18 protein-coding genes are annotated in these 12,703 nt (G+C 70.8%); 10 read left to right on the top strand and 8 right to left on the bottom strand.

The window, feature by feature from the left end; translation table 11 throughout:
- Nucleotides 1–12: 12 nt before the first annotated feature.
- The 7 genes from ACH4D5_RS13295 to ACH4D5_RS13265 form a co-directional block, all read right to left on the bottom strand.
- Nucleotides 13–723, bottom strand: a complete 711-nt coding sequence (locus ACH4D5_RS13295; RefSeq protein WP_398301622.1) for a sensor domain-containing protein — start codon at nucleotides 721–723, stop codon at nucleotides 13–15.
- A 139-nt stretch (nucleotides 724–862) separates the two neighbouring features.
- Nucleotides 863–1,459 (bottom strand): GNAT family N-acetyltransferase, encoded by a 597-nt coding sequence (locus ACH4D5_RS13290; protein ID WP_398301621.1) that lies wholly within the window; start codon nucleotides 1,457–1,459, stop codon nucleotides 863–865.
- Nucleotides 1,456–2,295: an ankyrin repeat domain-containing protein gene (locus ACH4D5_RS13285; RefSeq protein WP_398301619.1), complete on the bottom strand. Its 840-nt coding sequence runs from the start codon at nucleotides 2,293–2,295 to the stop codon at nucleotides 1,456–1,458. The genes ACH4D5_RS13290 and ACH4D5_RS13285 overlap by 4 nt, the downstream gene beginning before the upstream one ends.
- Nucleotides 2,232–3,038 carry a hypothetical protein gene (locus tag ACH4D5_RS13280; protein WP_398301617.1) on the bottom strand — a complete coding sequence of 269 codons (807 nt, stop codon included), beginning with the start codon at nucleotides 3,036–3,038 and terminating at the stop codon, nucleotides 2,232–2,234. Before ACH4D5_RS13280 ends, ACH4D5_RS13285 begins: the two co-directional genes overlap by 64 nt.
- Before the next feature lie 112 nt (nucleotides 3,039–3,150).
- On the bottom strand, nucleotides 3,151–4,605 hold the full coding sequence (locus tag ACH4D5_RS13275) for an FG-GAP-like repeat-containing protein (protein WP_398301615.1): 1,455 nt from the start codon (nucleotides 4,603–4,605) through the stop codon (nucleotides 3,151–3,153).
- A gap of 122 nt (nucleotides 4,606–4,727) precedes the next feature.
- Nucleotides 4,728–5,600: a hypothetical protein gene (locus ACH4D5_RS13270; RefSeq protein ID WP_398301613.1), complete on the bottom strand. Its 873-nt coding sequence runs from the start codon at nucleotides 5,598–5,600 to the stop codon at nucleotides 4,728–4,730.
- A gap of 52 nt (nucleotides 5,601–5,652) precedes the next feature.
- Nucleotides 5,653–6,009: a helix-turn-helix domain-containing protein gene (locus ACH4D5_RS13265; protein ID WP_398302590.1), complete on the bottom strand. Its 357-nt coding sequence runs from the start codon at nucleotides 6,007–6,009 to the stop codon at nucleotides 5,653–5,655.
- Between the two features lie 529 nt (nucleotides 6,010–6,538).
- Between ACH4D5_RS13265 and ACH4D5_RS13260 the strand changes: the two genes are divergently transcribed.
- The 8 genes from ACH4D5_RS13260 (at nucleotide 6,539) to ACH4D5_RS13225 (ending at nucleotide 10,347) form a co-directional block, all read left to right on the top strand.
- Nucleotides 6,539–6,745 carry a hypothetical protein gene (locus ACH4D5_RS13260; protein WP_398301611.1) on the top strand — a complete coding sequence of 69 codons (207 nt, stop codon included), beginning with the start codon at nucleotides 6,539–6,541 and terminating at the stop codon, nucleotides 6,743–6,745.
- Nucleotides 6,745–7,299, top strand: a complete 555-nt coding sequence (locus tag ACH4D5_RS13255; protein WP_398301609.1) for a hypothetical protein — start codon at nucleotides 6,745–6,747, stop codon at nucleotides 7,297–7,299. Before ACH4D5_RS13260 ends, ACH4D5_RS13255 begins: the two co-directional genes overlap by 1 nt.
- Nucleotides 7,296–7,493 (top strand): helix-turn-helix domain-containing protein, encoded by a 198-nt coding sequence (locus ACH4D5_RS13250; RefSeq protein ID WP_398301607.1) that lies wholly within the window; start codon nucleotides 7,296–7,298, stop codon nucleotides 7,491–7,493. Before ACH4D5_RS13255 ends, ACH4D5_RS13250 begins: the two co-directional genes overlap by 4 nt.
- A 240-nt stretch (nucleotides 7,494–7,733) precedes the next feature.
- Nucleotides 7,734–8,135 (top strand): hypothetical protein, encoded by a 402-nt coding sequence (locus tag ACH4D5_RS13245; protein ID WP_398301605.1) that lies wholly within the window; start codon nucleotides 7,734–7,736, stop codon nucleotides 8,133–8,135.
- Between the two features lie 86 nt (nucleotides 8,136–8,221).
- Complete coding sequence (locus ACH4D5_RS13240) at nucleotides 8,222–8,830, top strand: phage tail protein (RefSeq protein ID WP_398301603.1); 609 nt, start codon at nucleotides 8,222–8,224, stop codon at nucleotides 8,828–8,830.
- 159 nt (nucleotides 8,831–8,989) lie between these two features.
- Nucleotides 8,990–9,280 carry a hypothetical protein gene (locus tag ACH4D5_RS13235; protein ID WP_398301602.1) on the top strand — a complete coding sequence of 97 codons (291 nt, stop codon included), beginning with the start codon at nucleotides 8,990–8,992 and terminating at the stop codon, nucleotides 9,278–9,280.
- A gap of 8 nt (nucleotides 9,281–9,288) precedes the next feature.
- Nucleotides 9,289–9,705, top strand: coding sequence for a hypothetical protein (locus ACH4D5_RS13230; RefSeq protein WP_398301600.1), 417 nt, complete (start codon nucleotides 9,289–9,291; stop codon nucleotides 9,703–9,705).
- Between the two features lie 87 nt (nucleotides 9,706–9,792).
- A complete protein-coding gene (locus ACH4D5_RS13225) occupies nucleotides 9,793–10,347 on the top strand; it encodes a hypothetical protein (protein WP_398301598.1) in 555 nt (184 codons plus the stop codon).
- Between the two features lie 15 nt (nucleotides 10,348–10,362).
- Here the strand turns inward: ACH4D5_RS13225 and ACH4D5_RS13220 are convergent, their stop codons facing one another.
- Nucleotides 10,363–10,941 carry a hypothetical protein gene (locus ACH4D5_RS13220; protein WP_398301596.1) on the bottom strand — a complete coding sequence of 193 codons (579 nt, stop codon included), beginning with the start codon at nucleotides 10,939–10,941 and terminating at the stop codon, nucleotides 10,363–10,365.
- Between the two features lie 27 nt (nucleotides 10,942–10,968).
- Between ACH4D5_RS13220 and ACH4D5_RS13215 the strand changes: the two genes are divergently transcribed.
- Nucleotides 10,969–11,514 carry a hypothetical protein gene (locus ACH4D5_RS13215; protein ID WP_398301595.1) on the top strand — a complete coding sequence of 182 codons (546 nt, stop codon included), beginning with the start codon at nucleotides 10,969–10,971 and terminating at the stop codon, nucleotides 11,512–11,514.
- Nucleotides 11,515–11,554: 40 nt separating this feature from the next.
- Nucleotides 11,555–12,667 carry a hypothetical protein gene (locus ACH4D5_RS13210; protein ID WP_398301593.1) on the top strand — a complete coding sequence of 371 codons (1,113 nt, stop codon included), beginning with the start codon at nucleotides 11,555–11,557 and terminating at the stop codon, nucleotides 12,665–12,667.
- Nucleotides 12,668–12,703: the final 36 nt, after the last annotated feature.

The raw sequence follows: 12,703 nt of genomic DNA, 5'->3' as shown, positions 1-12,703 counted from the left end.
GGGTCCAGCGGCTCAGTCGAGCAGCGAGCGGACCGCCGCGCGGTCGACGCTCGTCAGGGCGCGGACCAGCTTCGGGGTGAGAAGGACGAGCACGGCGCCGATGAGGGAGACCGCCGCGATCTGGGCGGGCGAGGTGATGTAGTACGCGTGCCGCTCGCCGCCGGACGTGAAGTCGTAGAGGCGGTAGCCGGGCCAGCCGACGTAGCGGTGGAAGACCCAGGAGTACGTCGGGAAGAGCGCGACCACCCAGCCGGTGACGAGGAACGTCACCGACAGGACGAAACTCGCTACGCGCCACGGGAACATGAGCACCTGGAAGAGCAGCGCCCGCCAGCCCGCCGCGTCCCCGAGCCGGGCCCTCACGCCGGCCCGGCGGCCCGCGTCCCGGGGCGCGTCGACCGGTCCGGGACCGGCGACGTCGAGCCCGAGTCCTGTGCGAGCCCGGCGTCGCTCGGCGGCACCGAGCCCGCGCGCCGCCGCGAGTGCCGCGGCGATGACGGGCAGCCCGAGCACGGTGACGAGCAGGCCCGCGCCGAGACAGATCATGGTCACGGCGAAGACGAACCCGGCGATCGCGACGGGCAGCGAGGTCATGACGTACCCGATCTCGCGGAACGTGACGGCAGAGAACGGCGCACGCCAGAATCCGGGCCTCTTGGCGGAGACGTACGCCCCGGCGGGAGCCGGAGCCGAGGGGGTGTGCGGCAGGGTGCTGGTGCTCATGGTGGCCTCGAAGCGTCGCGGTGGGGAGAGGGCTGGGGCAGAGGGGACGTGCCGTGCGGGCGTGCCGTGCGGACGTCCTCTACGCTCCCGGATCCGCGGGTCCGGCGGCATACGGTGACGTGGTGTTTCGTGGGTGGTACTAGCCCCCCTGCCGTCCGGGGGAACGCAGGACGGGGCCGCCGGCTGCGGTCCCGGGTGCCGCGGTCTTGGGTGCCTCGGCTGGCGGAGCCGCGAAGGCGTAGAGGACCTGCGGCTCGCCCCACTCCACGAACCGCTCGACCGGCTCCGCGCCGAGCGCTTCGAGCAGCCGCCGGGAGCGGGAGTTGGCCTCCTGGGTCACCGCGACGACGTCGTGGGGCGCGGTGCTGTCGCTCCCCGCTCCGTTCACGGTCCGTGCCACGACCGCGCCCACCGCCTCGCGGGCGTACCCGAATCCCCAGTGTTCGGGCAGCAGTTGATACGAAACCTCTGTCCGACCCTGGCGTGCCGCGGGCTCCACGGTCACCAGGCCGACCACCGCTGAGTCCCGCGTCCGTACGACGCAGAGGACGCCCGGCGCCCCCACGCAGCGCCGCTCGCGCTCGCGCACCACGTCCTCGGCCACGGGGCCGCCGAGGTGGCGGCGGACCTCGGGGTCCGTCCAGAGCCGGGAGACCGACGGGACGTCGGCCCGCTCTATGGGGCGCAGGGTCAGACGGGCGGTGGTGAGGACGTCTCCCCGGGCTCCGTCGGTCATGGCGTCTCTCCGGGCGTCAACTCGCTGCGGTGTCTGGCGCCTTGGGTGCGCAGCCACCGTGCGACGTCCTCGGCGCCGGGGCCGGCGCCGGGGGCGGTGGCGATGTCCAGCGGTGTCATGCCGTCGTAGCCGATCCAGTTGAGGTCGGCTCCGTGCTCCGCCAGATAGCGTGCGGTGGGCAGGTGCCCGCCGTGGCAGGCGCCCCAGAAGGCGCTGGTGATGGCGGCGGGGTCGGGTCTTGTTTCGGGTTCTGTTCCCGTTGCCGCTCCCGTCGCCGTCCTCGTCCCCGTCCCTTCGGGGCCGCCTTCGATCAGGGCCGTCACGCGGGGGAGGAAGCCAAGCGTCGCCGCGTCCTGCAAGGTCGTCCGGGCTCCGTGCTCCAGGAGTCGCCGGGCCGCCCGCCACTGTCCGAACGCGCGGGCGTCGGCCAGCGGGGTGCCGCCCGCGATCACCGCCCCTGTCGCCTCGATGTCCGCGCCCGCCGCGATAAGGGCGTCGAGCGCCGCTACATCGTCGTTGCTCGCGGCCCAGTGCAGGGGTGTCTCGCTGTGCGCCCCGACGAACCGGGCGTCGGGGTCGGCGCCCGCCGCGACCAGGACGGCGATGACCTCGGGGCCCGCGGGGAAGTGCCCGGGCCAGTCCGTGGCGAGGTGCAGCAGGCTGCGGATGCCCGCGGCCTCGCCGGTCTGTCTGATTCCCGTGGCGGCGAGTCCGGGATGCGCGGCGAGGAGGCGCCGCAGGGCGCTCACGTCACCGGAACGGATCGCTCCGGTCACCTCGACGGCCAGCGGGTCCTCCGCGTCGAGAAGTGGGTCCTCCGCGTCGAGAACTGCCATGCCCGACCTCCTGATCGACTGCCGTCGATTGTGTCAGCGGGCACTGACATCGGCCGTTCCCCGTCCGGCGAAACGATTCGCCCAGGCCGGTGCCAGAGGGCGGCGAGGAGTATCGCCGCGGCCACGGCGACCAGGTGTTCGCGGCCCGCGAGGTTCGGGTCGGCCAGCGAACCGGCCACCGTCGGGACCACCGCGGCGAGGAAGAGGACCGGTGCCCGCCGCGCCACGGCCGTGTAGGCGAAGAGGCCGACGATCGCCGCGGACGCACCGGTGTCCACCGTGTGCGCGGCGTCGGCGGGGAGCCCGAGCCGGTCGGGTCCCAGGGCGATCATCACGCGCGCCGAGAGGGTCCCGGCGAGCGTGACGGCGTACGCGACCACCAGCGTGCGGACGCGCCCGAAGAGCAGCTCGGCGAGCGCGAACGCCAGGAACAGCCGGGGCAGCCCGCCCCAAGCGGGCAGGTCCACCGCGGGCACGAACACCGAGACGGGCGTGCGGAGCAGGGAGAGCCAGAGGGGCTGGTCCGCCCGCACCTCACTGAGCACACGCACCACACCGGCCCCCGTGCCGGTCTGCTGGAACTCGTGCAGACCGATCACGGCGAGGGTGGCGAGGGCGGCCAGGGAGACCCCCAGGGGGCCGCGCTTCCGGAGTGCGCGGAACGGCTCTACGACGACGTTCCGCCACTCCCGGAGCAGCGCGTCCCCGCACCGGGCCGCAAGACGGACGACCAGGCGTGACACCAGCTGTTCATCCTCTTCATGCGCTTCGGGCGGGCGAATGGGGAGGATACGTGACACAGGGATAGGGGCAGGGGCAGGGGCCCGGGCAGCTCGGGGGTGTGGCGGGCCGCCGTCAGCCCGCGAGTACGTCTCCGAAGTACGAAAGGCCCGCCGGGCCGCCGAGCCCCGTGCCGCTGACCGACTTCGAGCCGGTCGCGGTCGTGCCGGACGCGGTGGTCTTGAAGAGCCAGACGGAACCGGCGCCGTCGTTCTCGCCGTACGCGCCCGCCACGAGCTCGGCACGGCCGTTGCCGTCGGCGTCCGTCAGGCGTACCGAGGACCCGAAGAAGTCCTGGGACTCCGCGGTGCCGGGCACACCCTCCGTGCTCTGCGAGAACGCCTTCGCGCCCGTCCCGGTCAGGCCGCTCGCGGAGCCGCGCAGGACGACGACCGAACCGGCCTTCTTCGCGCTGCCCAGCGTCTCGGAGTACGCGCCGACCGCGATGTCCGCGTAGCCGTCGCCGTTGGTGTCGCCCGCGGACAGGCTCCAGCCGAACGCGTCGCCCTTCTCCGCGGCGCCGGGCACGCCCGCCGTGTCCTGGGTGATGCGGACCGGGGTACGGGTGCTGAGGCCGGTCGCGCTGCCGTACGTCACCGTGACCGCGCCGCCGGGGCCGCCGTTCGGCTCGTCGGTGGCCTTCTCCATGAAGTTGCCGGTGACGATGTCGCCGTAACCGTCCTTGTTCACGTCGGCGACCGTCGCGGCGTAGCCGCCCGCGACCTTGCCGGCCGGCTTCAGCGTCGTACCGCCCTTGTAGAGGACGCTGCGGGTGCGGTACCCGTCGCCGTTCTCCTCCTGGCCCATGATCAACAGGTCGGTGGCCGCGTCGCCGTTGACATCACCGGCGACGAGCTTGTCGGTGTTGATGCCGGTCGCGTCATACGTGTCGATGCCGGTGAGGGCCGCGGCCTTGCCGTCCCGCGAGAGGGGGCCCTTGAAGATGTTCAGCCCCGGAGAGGCGTTGTTGGCCGCGGCGAGATCGGTCTTGCCGTCGCCGTCGAAGTCGCCCGCCGCCACGGCCCAGCCCAGCTCGTTGCGGTTCTCGGGCAGCGGCGAGGTGATGTCGGTCGCCGTCTTGAGGCCGCCCGAGCCGCCCCAGACCACGGTGAGCGCGCCGGAGTCGCCGGTGCTGCCGAGCTGTTCGCCGTGCACGCCGACGACCAGGTCCGTGTAGCCGTCGTCGTCGAGGTCGCCGGTGGTCATCCGGTCACCGAAGTAGTCGCTGCTCTCCGGAGTGCCGGGTATGCCGGTGGTGGCCTGGCTGATGAGGGTGCGCTTGGTGGTGTCGAGGCCGCTCGCGGTGCCGTAGACGACGGCCACGTAACCGGCGCCGGACTTGCCCGAGACGGTGCCGAGGGGCGCGGAGATCGCGAGGTCGCCGTAGCCGTCGCCGTTGAAGTCGGCGCGTACCTCGTCCGGGCCGTCGGCGGGCGCGGCACCGGCCGAGGCCGCCGTGGCGGCGAGGAGGGATCCGGTCAGGGCGGCCGTGGCGGCACCGGCCAGGACCGTACGGAACATCTTGGGCATGCGGGTTCTCCTGCGCGGAAATCGGGACGCCCGCGATTCGGGCGCCTTTGCCTGGCGGCCCTTGATCGGGGCGCTTCGGCGCACAGAAGACCTTCGTGGGGGCACGGAGGTTGTACGAGTGTTCAGTCCTGGTCGTCGGGGTCGGGACCGGGACCGGGCCCCGGCCCGGATCGCGGGCGCTTCGGAGCGTCGTCGCGGCGCCTGCGCGGCCGGTGTGCCATCAGGTCCCGCGTGCCGCGGGCGTCGTCCGTGCCCACGATGGGGAGGGGGTGGGTGCCTCGGGGGCCCGCGGGGAAGTGGAGGAGCCGGGCGGAGGAGTCGGGTGACGGCCTCGTGTCGGCGGTGGGATGGGTAGTGGGGTGGGTAGCGGCGTCGGTGTGGGCGTCGGCGTCGGTGTGAGTGTCGGCGGCGGCGTGGGTATCGGCGTCGGTGTGAGTGTCGGCGTCGGCGCGGGTGTCGGGGCAGGCATGGCTGTCGGGGCAGGCGTGGGTGTCGGCGTCGGGGCGGGCATCGGTGCCGGTGCCAGTACCGGTGCCGGCGCTGGTGTCCGTGTCGGCACGGGTATCGGTGTCGGCGCGGGTATCGGCGTCGTCGTGGCCGGCCGCCTCTCCATCCCTGGAGCCAGGTCCGCCCCGGGCTCCGGCCCCGGCCCAGGCCCCGGTCCGGCCCCCGTGCTCCGCGTCGGCCGCCCGTGCGTGCTCCGTCGCGCGGGCGTGTTCCGCCCAGCCCTCGCGGAACCAGCGCAACTGGGTCTGCTGCGCCTCCTCCTCGGTGAGGATCCGTACGCCGTCGATCCCGGCCTCCTGGATCTTCGAACCGAGTTCGATCAGCAGCCCGCCGACGAGGTAGGCCACCTCCTCCGCCGCGGTCGTCTCCCTCACGACGTCGTGGTGTCCCGCTCCGTGGCGTCCCGCACCGTGGTGCCCGGTGCCGTGGTGTCCCGCTCCGCGACGACGTGCGCCGCCGGACGGCCCCTCCGCTTCGTCAGTCGGCATGTTCGCACTCCCTCTGCGCCCGGGCTGCGTATGTCGGCCCCCTGCTGTTCGACTACTCGACCTGCGGCAGAAACGCCTTCGTGACTCTCACGAAGACCGCCTGCAACTCCGGAGGAATCCCCATCTTCCGGGCCGCTTCCTCGGGGCTGAGCAGTCGGGGGGCGTCGGTGTCACCGCCCCGGGCGCCCGCGATCGGCAGGTCGTTCTCGGAGAGCCGGCCGGAGCGGATCAGCATGTCCCGCAAGGGGACTCCGAGCACCGTCGCCAGGCGTCGCATCGTCTCCAGGTCGGGCATGCTCTGCCGCTGGATGAGGCGGCTGACCGCGGCCCGGTGCACGCCGGCGTCGTCCGCCAGCTTCGACTTGCCGCCGCCGCGCGGGCTGTCGATGTCGTAGCCGCGCTCGCGCATCACGCCCTCGATCCACTCGGCGAACTCGTCCAGTTCGTCCGCCCGGTTCCGGCCACTCTCTCTGCCGCTCTCCCGGCCTTGGCCCGGGCCGTGGCCGTGGCCGGAACCGGGTCTGGGTCCGGGTCCGGATCGGTACACCTGGTCGCTGCGGGCGCTGGCCCGTGAGCTGGACACCATGTCGTCGCTCTCCCCTCGTCGCAGGGCGAGCGTACCGATCGCGCGCGCACCGAAATATGCGCGCGCTCGCACGTTGTTGTGAAGATCCCGCGCAGGCGTACGCGTTTTCAGCCATCTCCGACTTCCTCTCCCGTCCCACACCCCTCCGTTTTTAGTTGCGCATGCGCACGCAGCGTGGAACTCTGATCACGCATCCACGACTCGAACTTATGTTCGCATACCCGCGGAGGGGCTGCGCATGTCTCATCGGACTGTTCTCCTCGCACCTACTCTGAACAGCGCGTTTCCTGACACACGAGACACCCGGGAACGTTCGGACGAAGCTCTCGACTGGCGCCGAAACGCCGCCTGCGTGGATCTCCCACAGCAGTACGTCTTCACCCGCAGCCCCGCCGAGGCGGCACCGGTATTGCGCGCCTGCAATCAGTGTCCGATCCGGCGCGAGTGCGAGGCCATCGTCGATCCCTCGCACACCTGGTTCGACGGGGTCAGCGGCGGGCGCCTCTGGCGCAACGGCCGCGAGGTCAAGCCGCGCAAGTCCGCCGCGGGGAGGCCGTGATGAGCACCACGAGCACCGCCGCCGAACGCGCGGCCCTCTGGATCGACTCCCTGCGCCGCCGGTACCCCCTGCTCCTGGAGGAGCTGGCGCCCGGCACGGGGCGGACGTTCCGCGAGGTGCGGGGCGGCGGCCCGGCCGCGTCCGCTGTCGCGCCGGTCCGCCTCTACGTCTCCGACGCCCTCCGCGACATCGGTGACGGCGTGGTCGAACTGGAGGAGGCCGTACGGGACCGGCTCGGCCTGCGCCGCATCACGGCGGCCCCGGTGCCGGTCCGCCTGCGCCGGCTCGCCGAACTCCTCGATGCCGTACGGGACATCCCCGACCTGGCGGCCCACGTCGAGGAGGAGACGCGCCGCATGGCCCGTCGCTGCGCCCGCGCCCTCGGGGACCCCGAACAGCTGGTCCGGCTGCCCGGCCGCTGTCCCGCCTGCGGCTCCGTGTCGCTGCGCGCCTTTCCCGAACGCGGGGTCGCGATGTGCGTGAATCCGCCCTGCCGACACGTACTGGATGAGCTGGGCGAACTGGACGGCCCGGAAGGGGAGGAGAAGGCATGAACACGCCGCTGATCTCGGGAGACCTCGCCGCCACCGAGGCCGACGTCTCGCCCGCCACCATCCGCAAGTGGGTGCAGCTCGGCCATCTGAAGGCCGCGGGGCGGCAGGGGCGGCGGGCGATGTACCGCCTGGAGGACGTGTTCGCCGCCGAGCGCTCCGTCAGGGGAGTGCGGGCGACGCGGCCGCAGACGTAGTCCTACGGAGACGCAGTGCAGAGGGCCCCGCACCGGATGGTGCGGGGCCCTCTCTGCGTACCCCCACCAGCCCCAACCCACCCCGTCACAACCTCAGTTGCGGGATACGAGGCCCTGGATCACACTTGAAGCAGCGGCAGAGCTGCGCCCCACACCGGGGCGGCGGACCTGCCGCTTTGTGTTGCCCGCGCTCATCCCTCCGGATGACAGGGATCCCTTCTGATGACAGGGAGTGTCCATGTGTCCATCCTGACCTTTCCCGACGCGGAACGGCTCGTCGTCGACTTCCTCAAGAACCGTGCGGAGCTCGCCGGTTCGGTCGTCGACAACAAGCCGCCCGCCGGGTTCGACGGCACCCAGAAGGCCGTCCTCGTCTCCCGCGTCGGCGGCGCGTGGGTCGACGACCGGCATCTCGACCAGCCGCTGCTCGACTTCGAGGTGTACGGCCCGGACAAGTCCACCGCGCACGGCATCTCCCTCGCCGCCCGTGCCTGTGTGCTCGAACTGGCCGGCACCTCGTACGGCGGGGCCGTCGTCACCGACGTCGCCGAGGCGGACGGGCCGCGCTGGCTGCCCGACTACAACCGCCCGGCGGGCAGCCGCTATCTGTCGACGGTACGGATCTCGATCCGCCCCGAGTGAGCAACCACCGTCCGCCCGCGCACCACAGGCCCTGCCGATCCCGGCGGGGCCTTCGTCGTATCCGTTCAGAGTCCTGAGGAGTACGCATGGCAGGCAACAACGGCAAGGAAATCCGCGTCGCCGGTACCGGACGCGTCCTGATCGCGCCCGTCGGCACCGACGCGCCGGCCACCATCGCCACCGACTGGGACAAGGCGAAGTGGACCGACCTCGGTTACACCACGACCGACGGCATCAAGTTCAACAAGAAGGACAAGATCGACCCGGTCGACACCTGGCAGTCCGTGAGCCCGGCGCGGTTCATCTACTCCGACCGCGACCTCACCGTGAAGTTCCAGCTGCTGCAGCTGAACAAGGCGAACCTCGCCTTCTTCATGGGCGGCGGCGAGGTGAAGGCGGCGACCACCCCGCCCGCGACGCTCGACGCGCTGGCCGGGGACGAGTTCAAGGAGTTCACGTACGACCTCGCCAACACCCCGGCGCCGGACGAGCGGGCGCTCGGCATCGAGTTCACGGACGGCGCGTCGAAGTACCGCTTCGTGGTGCCGCGCGGTCAGGTCACCGAGACCGAGGAGATCGGTCTGACCCGCACCGGCGCGGTGAAGCTGGGCGTCACCTTCACGGCACTCGCCAAGGACGACAACGCGCCGCTGGCGAGCTTCCGCATCAAGGAACTGGCCACGTCGTACTCGTAAGCCGGTATGCGTGACCGGCAAGGGCAACCCGCCCTGCTGCCCACCTGATTGATTGCGCGAAATCGCCGGTTGCGCTTGCGCGCGACCGTCTAGGATCCGAGCGACGCCCGGCCCGTGCCCCCAGCACGGCCGGGCGTCGCCCTGCCGAAGGAGACACCCGTGTCCGGCTTCAACGTCAACGCCGCCCGCGCCCAGCGCCTCGAAGCGCTCGGCCGGGCCTGGACCTTCGAGCTCGACTCCGACAGCTTCGAGCTGCCGACCGAACTGACCCGCGCCACCGCGCGCAAGCTCCGCGACCTCGACGACAACGACGTGGACGGTCTGCTCGAACTCCTCCTGGGGGAGGAGCAGTACGCCCGCTTCGAGCGGCACGAGGTCACCATGCAGGACATCGCGGCGATCCTGGAGGCGTACGGCAAGGAGACCGGGCTCGGCCTGGGGGAAGGCTGAGCCTCGGCGTGTTCGTCGACGAACACGCCGAGGCTCTGGAGGCCGACCTCCTCCGCTTCTACGGCCTCGACCTCCTGGACTGGCACCGCGGCAGCCTCTCCTCCCGCCGCCTCGCGGTCCTGATCCGCCACCTTCCGCGGGACGGGGCGGTGGCCCGGGAGACGGAGGGCGAGGCGGCGGAGTGGTCCGTCGGCGACTATCTGCTCGCCCATGTCGTGGACCAACTGGCGGACGCGAACTGGATGTTCGCCACGGTCAACCGCGACGAGGACGCGGACCCGCTGGACCCGCCGAAGCCCCTCCCGCGCCCGCACACGACCCGCCCCCCGGCCACGGAGCCCCCGGACGCCGCCCACCCCGACCGGCCCCCGGCCCCCGAACCCTCCATGCCGTCTCCGGAACAACTGGCGGCTTTCTTCGCCTGATCCTGCCGTGATCTTCCTTTGACCTTCCCGCGGCGTGGCCCTGCGGGCGATGATCTGCCGGACAGCGTGGAACAGGGGAGGAAGCTCGTGAAAGACCCGCAACAGCAGTGGAAATCCTGGCGCAGCCGCGAAATCCTCGTCCGAGAGGCCGGCGACACCGCCCCTATTCCGTTGGAGATACGCGGAGTCTTCGGAGCACAGCTCTCCGCGCACGTCGTCCGGCGTACGGAGACGACGCAGAAAGTCGGGTACACCGCCACTCTGTGGGGTCGGGACCGCCGACGGGTCGTGGTGCCGCCGGACCACAACTCCATCCGGCTGTACCGTCATAGCAGCGACGCCACGTTCACAGGTGTCGGCGGCTGGAAGGCGCGGCGGTTGGCCGAGCAGGACGTCGAGCCTGTAGCCGGCGAGATGTCCGGGGAAGGGCCGTGGGTACTGCGGATCGACGAAGGCACCACAAAGCGTCTCCGCATCACATGGAACAAGGGGAAATACGCGGGCTCCCTCACCCTGTTCGGGCCGGCGGACACCACGGGCAGGGTGCTCTCCGCCCCTGATCACACCCATGAAACCATCACGGTCACCGGGCCCGGCTACCTCCTGCTGTACGCCGAGCACTGGAGCATCAGCACCCGCTGACCGCGGAGCGGCCCCTCACTCCCCGCGCAGAGTCAGTCTCCACTTGGCCAGAGATCCCCACCGCAAGGCGCCCCCGTGGCCGCCGCTCACCGCGACGAGACCGGGGCCCGGTATCACGATCGTTCCGCGGAACTTGTCTCTGTGCTCGATCAGCTTCCGTTCCTCTTGCCAGGTGAAGTCGTAGAGCCACACGGCCCCGTGGCGTTCGAAATCCACATCCGCCTCGATCTTTTCCCCGTGATAGGCGTAGATACGGGAAGTGGTTCCCGAGTTGTCGGCCGCCAGCTCGGGCGCATCGGACAACTCTCCGAGAGATACGTTCCAGCGCCCGGGCTTGCCGACTCCCTTGGATATGGAGAGCCGATGGCATTCGGCCGGTATCACAAGGTGAGCCTTTTCGTTCCCCCACCCTGATTCGCCGACGAATTCCCTTCGGGTGATGTCGCCCTCGGTGCGGTCGCCGTGGATCGAGAAACCCTGCCCGAACTTCCGGCCCCACGCCTCGGCGAGCAATATTCTCCCGGCGAAGGCGGCCGGTATGTCGAATTCGGCCTTTCCGTGTCCGGAAAAGTGCCCCGATGAACCATTGGACATTCGTGAACCTTTCAGGAGGATTGCCGTATGAGTGAAGGCGATGCGAAGCCGATCAAGGACAGAGTGGCAGAACTCGAGGAGGAGATCCAGGGGTTCATAACAAAGTTCGAGCACGGCTTGGCCAAAGGCGAAACTGTCGGAGCGGCCGGCGCCGCCACGGGGGCTGCCGGGTCCCTGACCGGCATCTCCGGCGAGGGCACCATTCTGTCCGGTGGTGTGAAGCTGTGGAACTTCGAGTGGGATATGCGCGCCGAGAAGGAAAAGCGCGACCTCAGGAATGCCAGACAGCTTCCGCACCAACTCGCCGAGGACATCGACGCCGTAAAACGTCTGGCCACTGAGGGAAGAGACCGCGCCGACCAGCGCATCACCGACCTCTCCCGCGACCTCAACGAAAAGATTCGCCGCAAGGCCGACATATCCGCCCTCCGGCAGACCGCCGACCGGCACGACAGCCGGCTCGAAGGCCTGCGGAGCAGTCAGGTCAATGCGCTGCGCCGCGAGGCCCAGCAGACCAGGGCTTCCGTCCAGGCCCTGGAGGACGAGATCGATCGGCTCAATGCCCGCTTCTGACTGGCACACGAGGAGTAGAGACCCCAAGGAGTAGACCCCCATGGCATTGAACCAATCCATAGGAACCGCGGCCGCCCAACTCGGCCGCATGCGCGGCGCCGCGAGCCAAGCCGCCACCCAGATCGGCAAGTTGGGAAAGTCGACCGGCTCCGCCGACAACCCGGTCGCCAAGCTGGGAAAGGCGAGCGGCACCGCCTCCACCGCCGTCGGCAAGCTCGGCAAGTCGACCGGCACTGCCTCCACCGCCATCGGCAGGCTTCGTACATCCGCCAACAACGGCGACAGCGCCGTACGGAAACTGAACACCGGTCTCCGTAACGCCGACAGCTCCCTCTCCAAGGCCCGAAAAGGGTCCGACAAGTTCAAGAGCTCCCTCGACAAGCTGCGCGGCTCGGCCGACCGCACCAAGAACGCCCTGCGCGACGTGAAACGCCAGGCCGACGCCGTGGAGAAGTCCGTCGGCAAGGCCGGCAAGAACGCCGACAAGGGCGGAAAGTCCATGAACGGCCTCGGCAAGGGCCTCAAGGGAGCGAGCACCGCGCAGAAGGGGCTCAACCTCGCCATGGCGGCCAGCCCCTTCGGGCTGATCATGACGCTCGCCGCCCCGCTGATCGCCCAGTTCGTGAACATGGACAAGGTCACCGCCGCCCTCAAGCGCGGCATGGACGCCGCATGGCGGGGCATCAAGTCCGGCACCCGTTCCGCCGTCGACTTCATCAAGCCGCTGGTCAAGGGGCTCGGCAATCTGATCCTGACCCCCATCAAGGGGCTGGCCACCGCTCTGAACGGCGTGTTCGGTGTCCTCGCCGGGATCAAGATCTCCATCCCCGGCTGGGTGCCCAAGTGGGGCGGCAAGTCCTTCGGGTTCCCGCGCCTCCACGTGCCCGTCCCGCACCTCGCCCAGGGCGGCGTCGTGCAGGCCCGCAACGGCGGCACCCTCGCCCTCATCGGCGAGGCCGGCGAGTCCGAGGCCGTCATCCCGCTCTCCAAGCTGGAACGCATGCTCGCCCGCGGCGGCGGCAACGGCGCCGCCCTGCGCCGCCTCGCCGAGGCCATGGAGCGGCTCGCGGAGCGGCCCGTGCACGTCGACGTGGACTCGCAGACCATCGCCCGCGCCGTCTTCGCCGGACAGCGTGCCCTCGCCCGCCGCTAGCCGCCGCCTCCCATCCCGCGACCCACGACAGAACAG

Source organism: Streptomyces sp. NPDC018029 (assembly GCF_044327655.1).
Taxonomy (GTDB): domain Bacteria; phylum Actinomycetota; class Actinomycetes; order Streptomycetales; family Streptomycetaceae; genus Streptomyces.
This window is presented reverse-complemented; position numbering and strand designations above follow the sequence as displayed.

What these genes read in the sequence shown, in the direction of transcription:
- ACH4D5_RS13210 (WP_398301593.1), top strand. Translation starts at nt 11,555, where the DNA reads ATGGCATTGAACCAATCCATAGGAACCGCGGCCGCCCAACTCGGCCGC.
- ACH4D5_RS13240 (WP_398301603.1), top strand. Translation starts at nt 8,222, where the DNA reads ATGGCAGGCAACAACGGCAAGGAAATCCGCGTCGCCGGTACCGGACGC.
- ACH4D5_RS13290 (WP_398301621.1), bottom strand. Translation starts at nt 1,459, where the DNA reads ATGACCGACGGAGCCCGGGGAGACGTCCTCACCACCGCCCGTCTGACC.
- ACH4D5_RS13255 (WP_398301609.1), top strand. Translation starts at nt 6,745, where the DNA reads ATGAGCACCACGAGCACCGCCGCCGAACGCGCGGCCCTCTGGATCGAC.
- ACH4D5_RS13295 (WP_398301622.1), bottom strand. Translation starts at nt 723, where the DNA reads ATGAGCACCAGCACCCTGCCGCACACCCCCTCGGCTCCGGCTCCCGCC.
- ACH4D5_RS13215 (WP_398301595.1), top strand. Translation starts at nt 10,969, where the DNA reads ATGAGTGAAGGCGATGCGAAGCCGATCAAGGACAGAGTGGCAGAACTC.
- ACH4D5_RS13220 (WP_398301596.1), bottom strand. Translation starts at nt 10,941, where the DNA reads ATGTCCAATGGTTCATCGGGGCACTTTTCCGGACACGGAAAGGCCGAA.
- ACH4D5_RS13275 (WP_398301615.1), bottom strand. Translation starts at nt 4,605, where the DNA reads ATGCCCAAGATGTTCCGTACGGTCCTGGCCGGTGCCGCCACGGCCGCC.
- ACH4D5_RS13270 (WP_398301613.1), bottom strand. Translation starts at nt 5,600, where the DNA reads ATGCCGACTGACGAAGCGGAGGGGCCGTCCGGCGGCGCACGTCGTCGC.
- ACH4D5_RS13285 (WP_398301619.1), bottom strand. Translation starts at nt 2,295, where the DNA reads ATGGCAGTTCTCGACGCGGAGGACCCACTTCTCGACGCGGAGGACCCG.
- ACH4D5_RS13265 (WP_398302590.1), bottom strand. Translation starts at nt 6,009, where the DNA reads ATGCGCGAGCGCGGCTACGACATCGACAGCCCGCGCGGCGGCGGCAAG.
- ACH4D5_RS13250 (WP_398301607.1), top strand. Translation starts at nt 7,296, where the DNA reads ATGAACACGCCGCTGATCTCGGGAGACCTCGCCGCCACCGAGGCCGAC.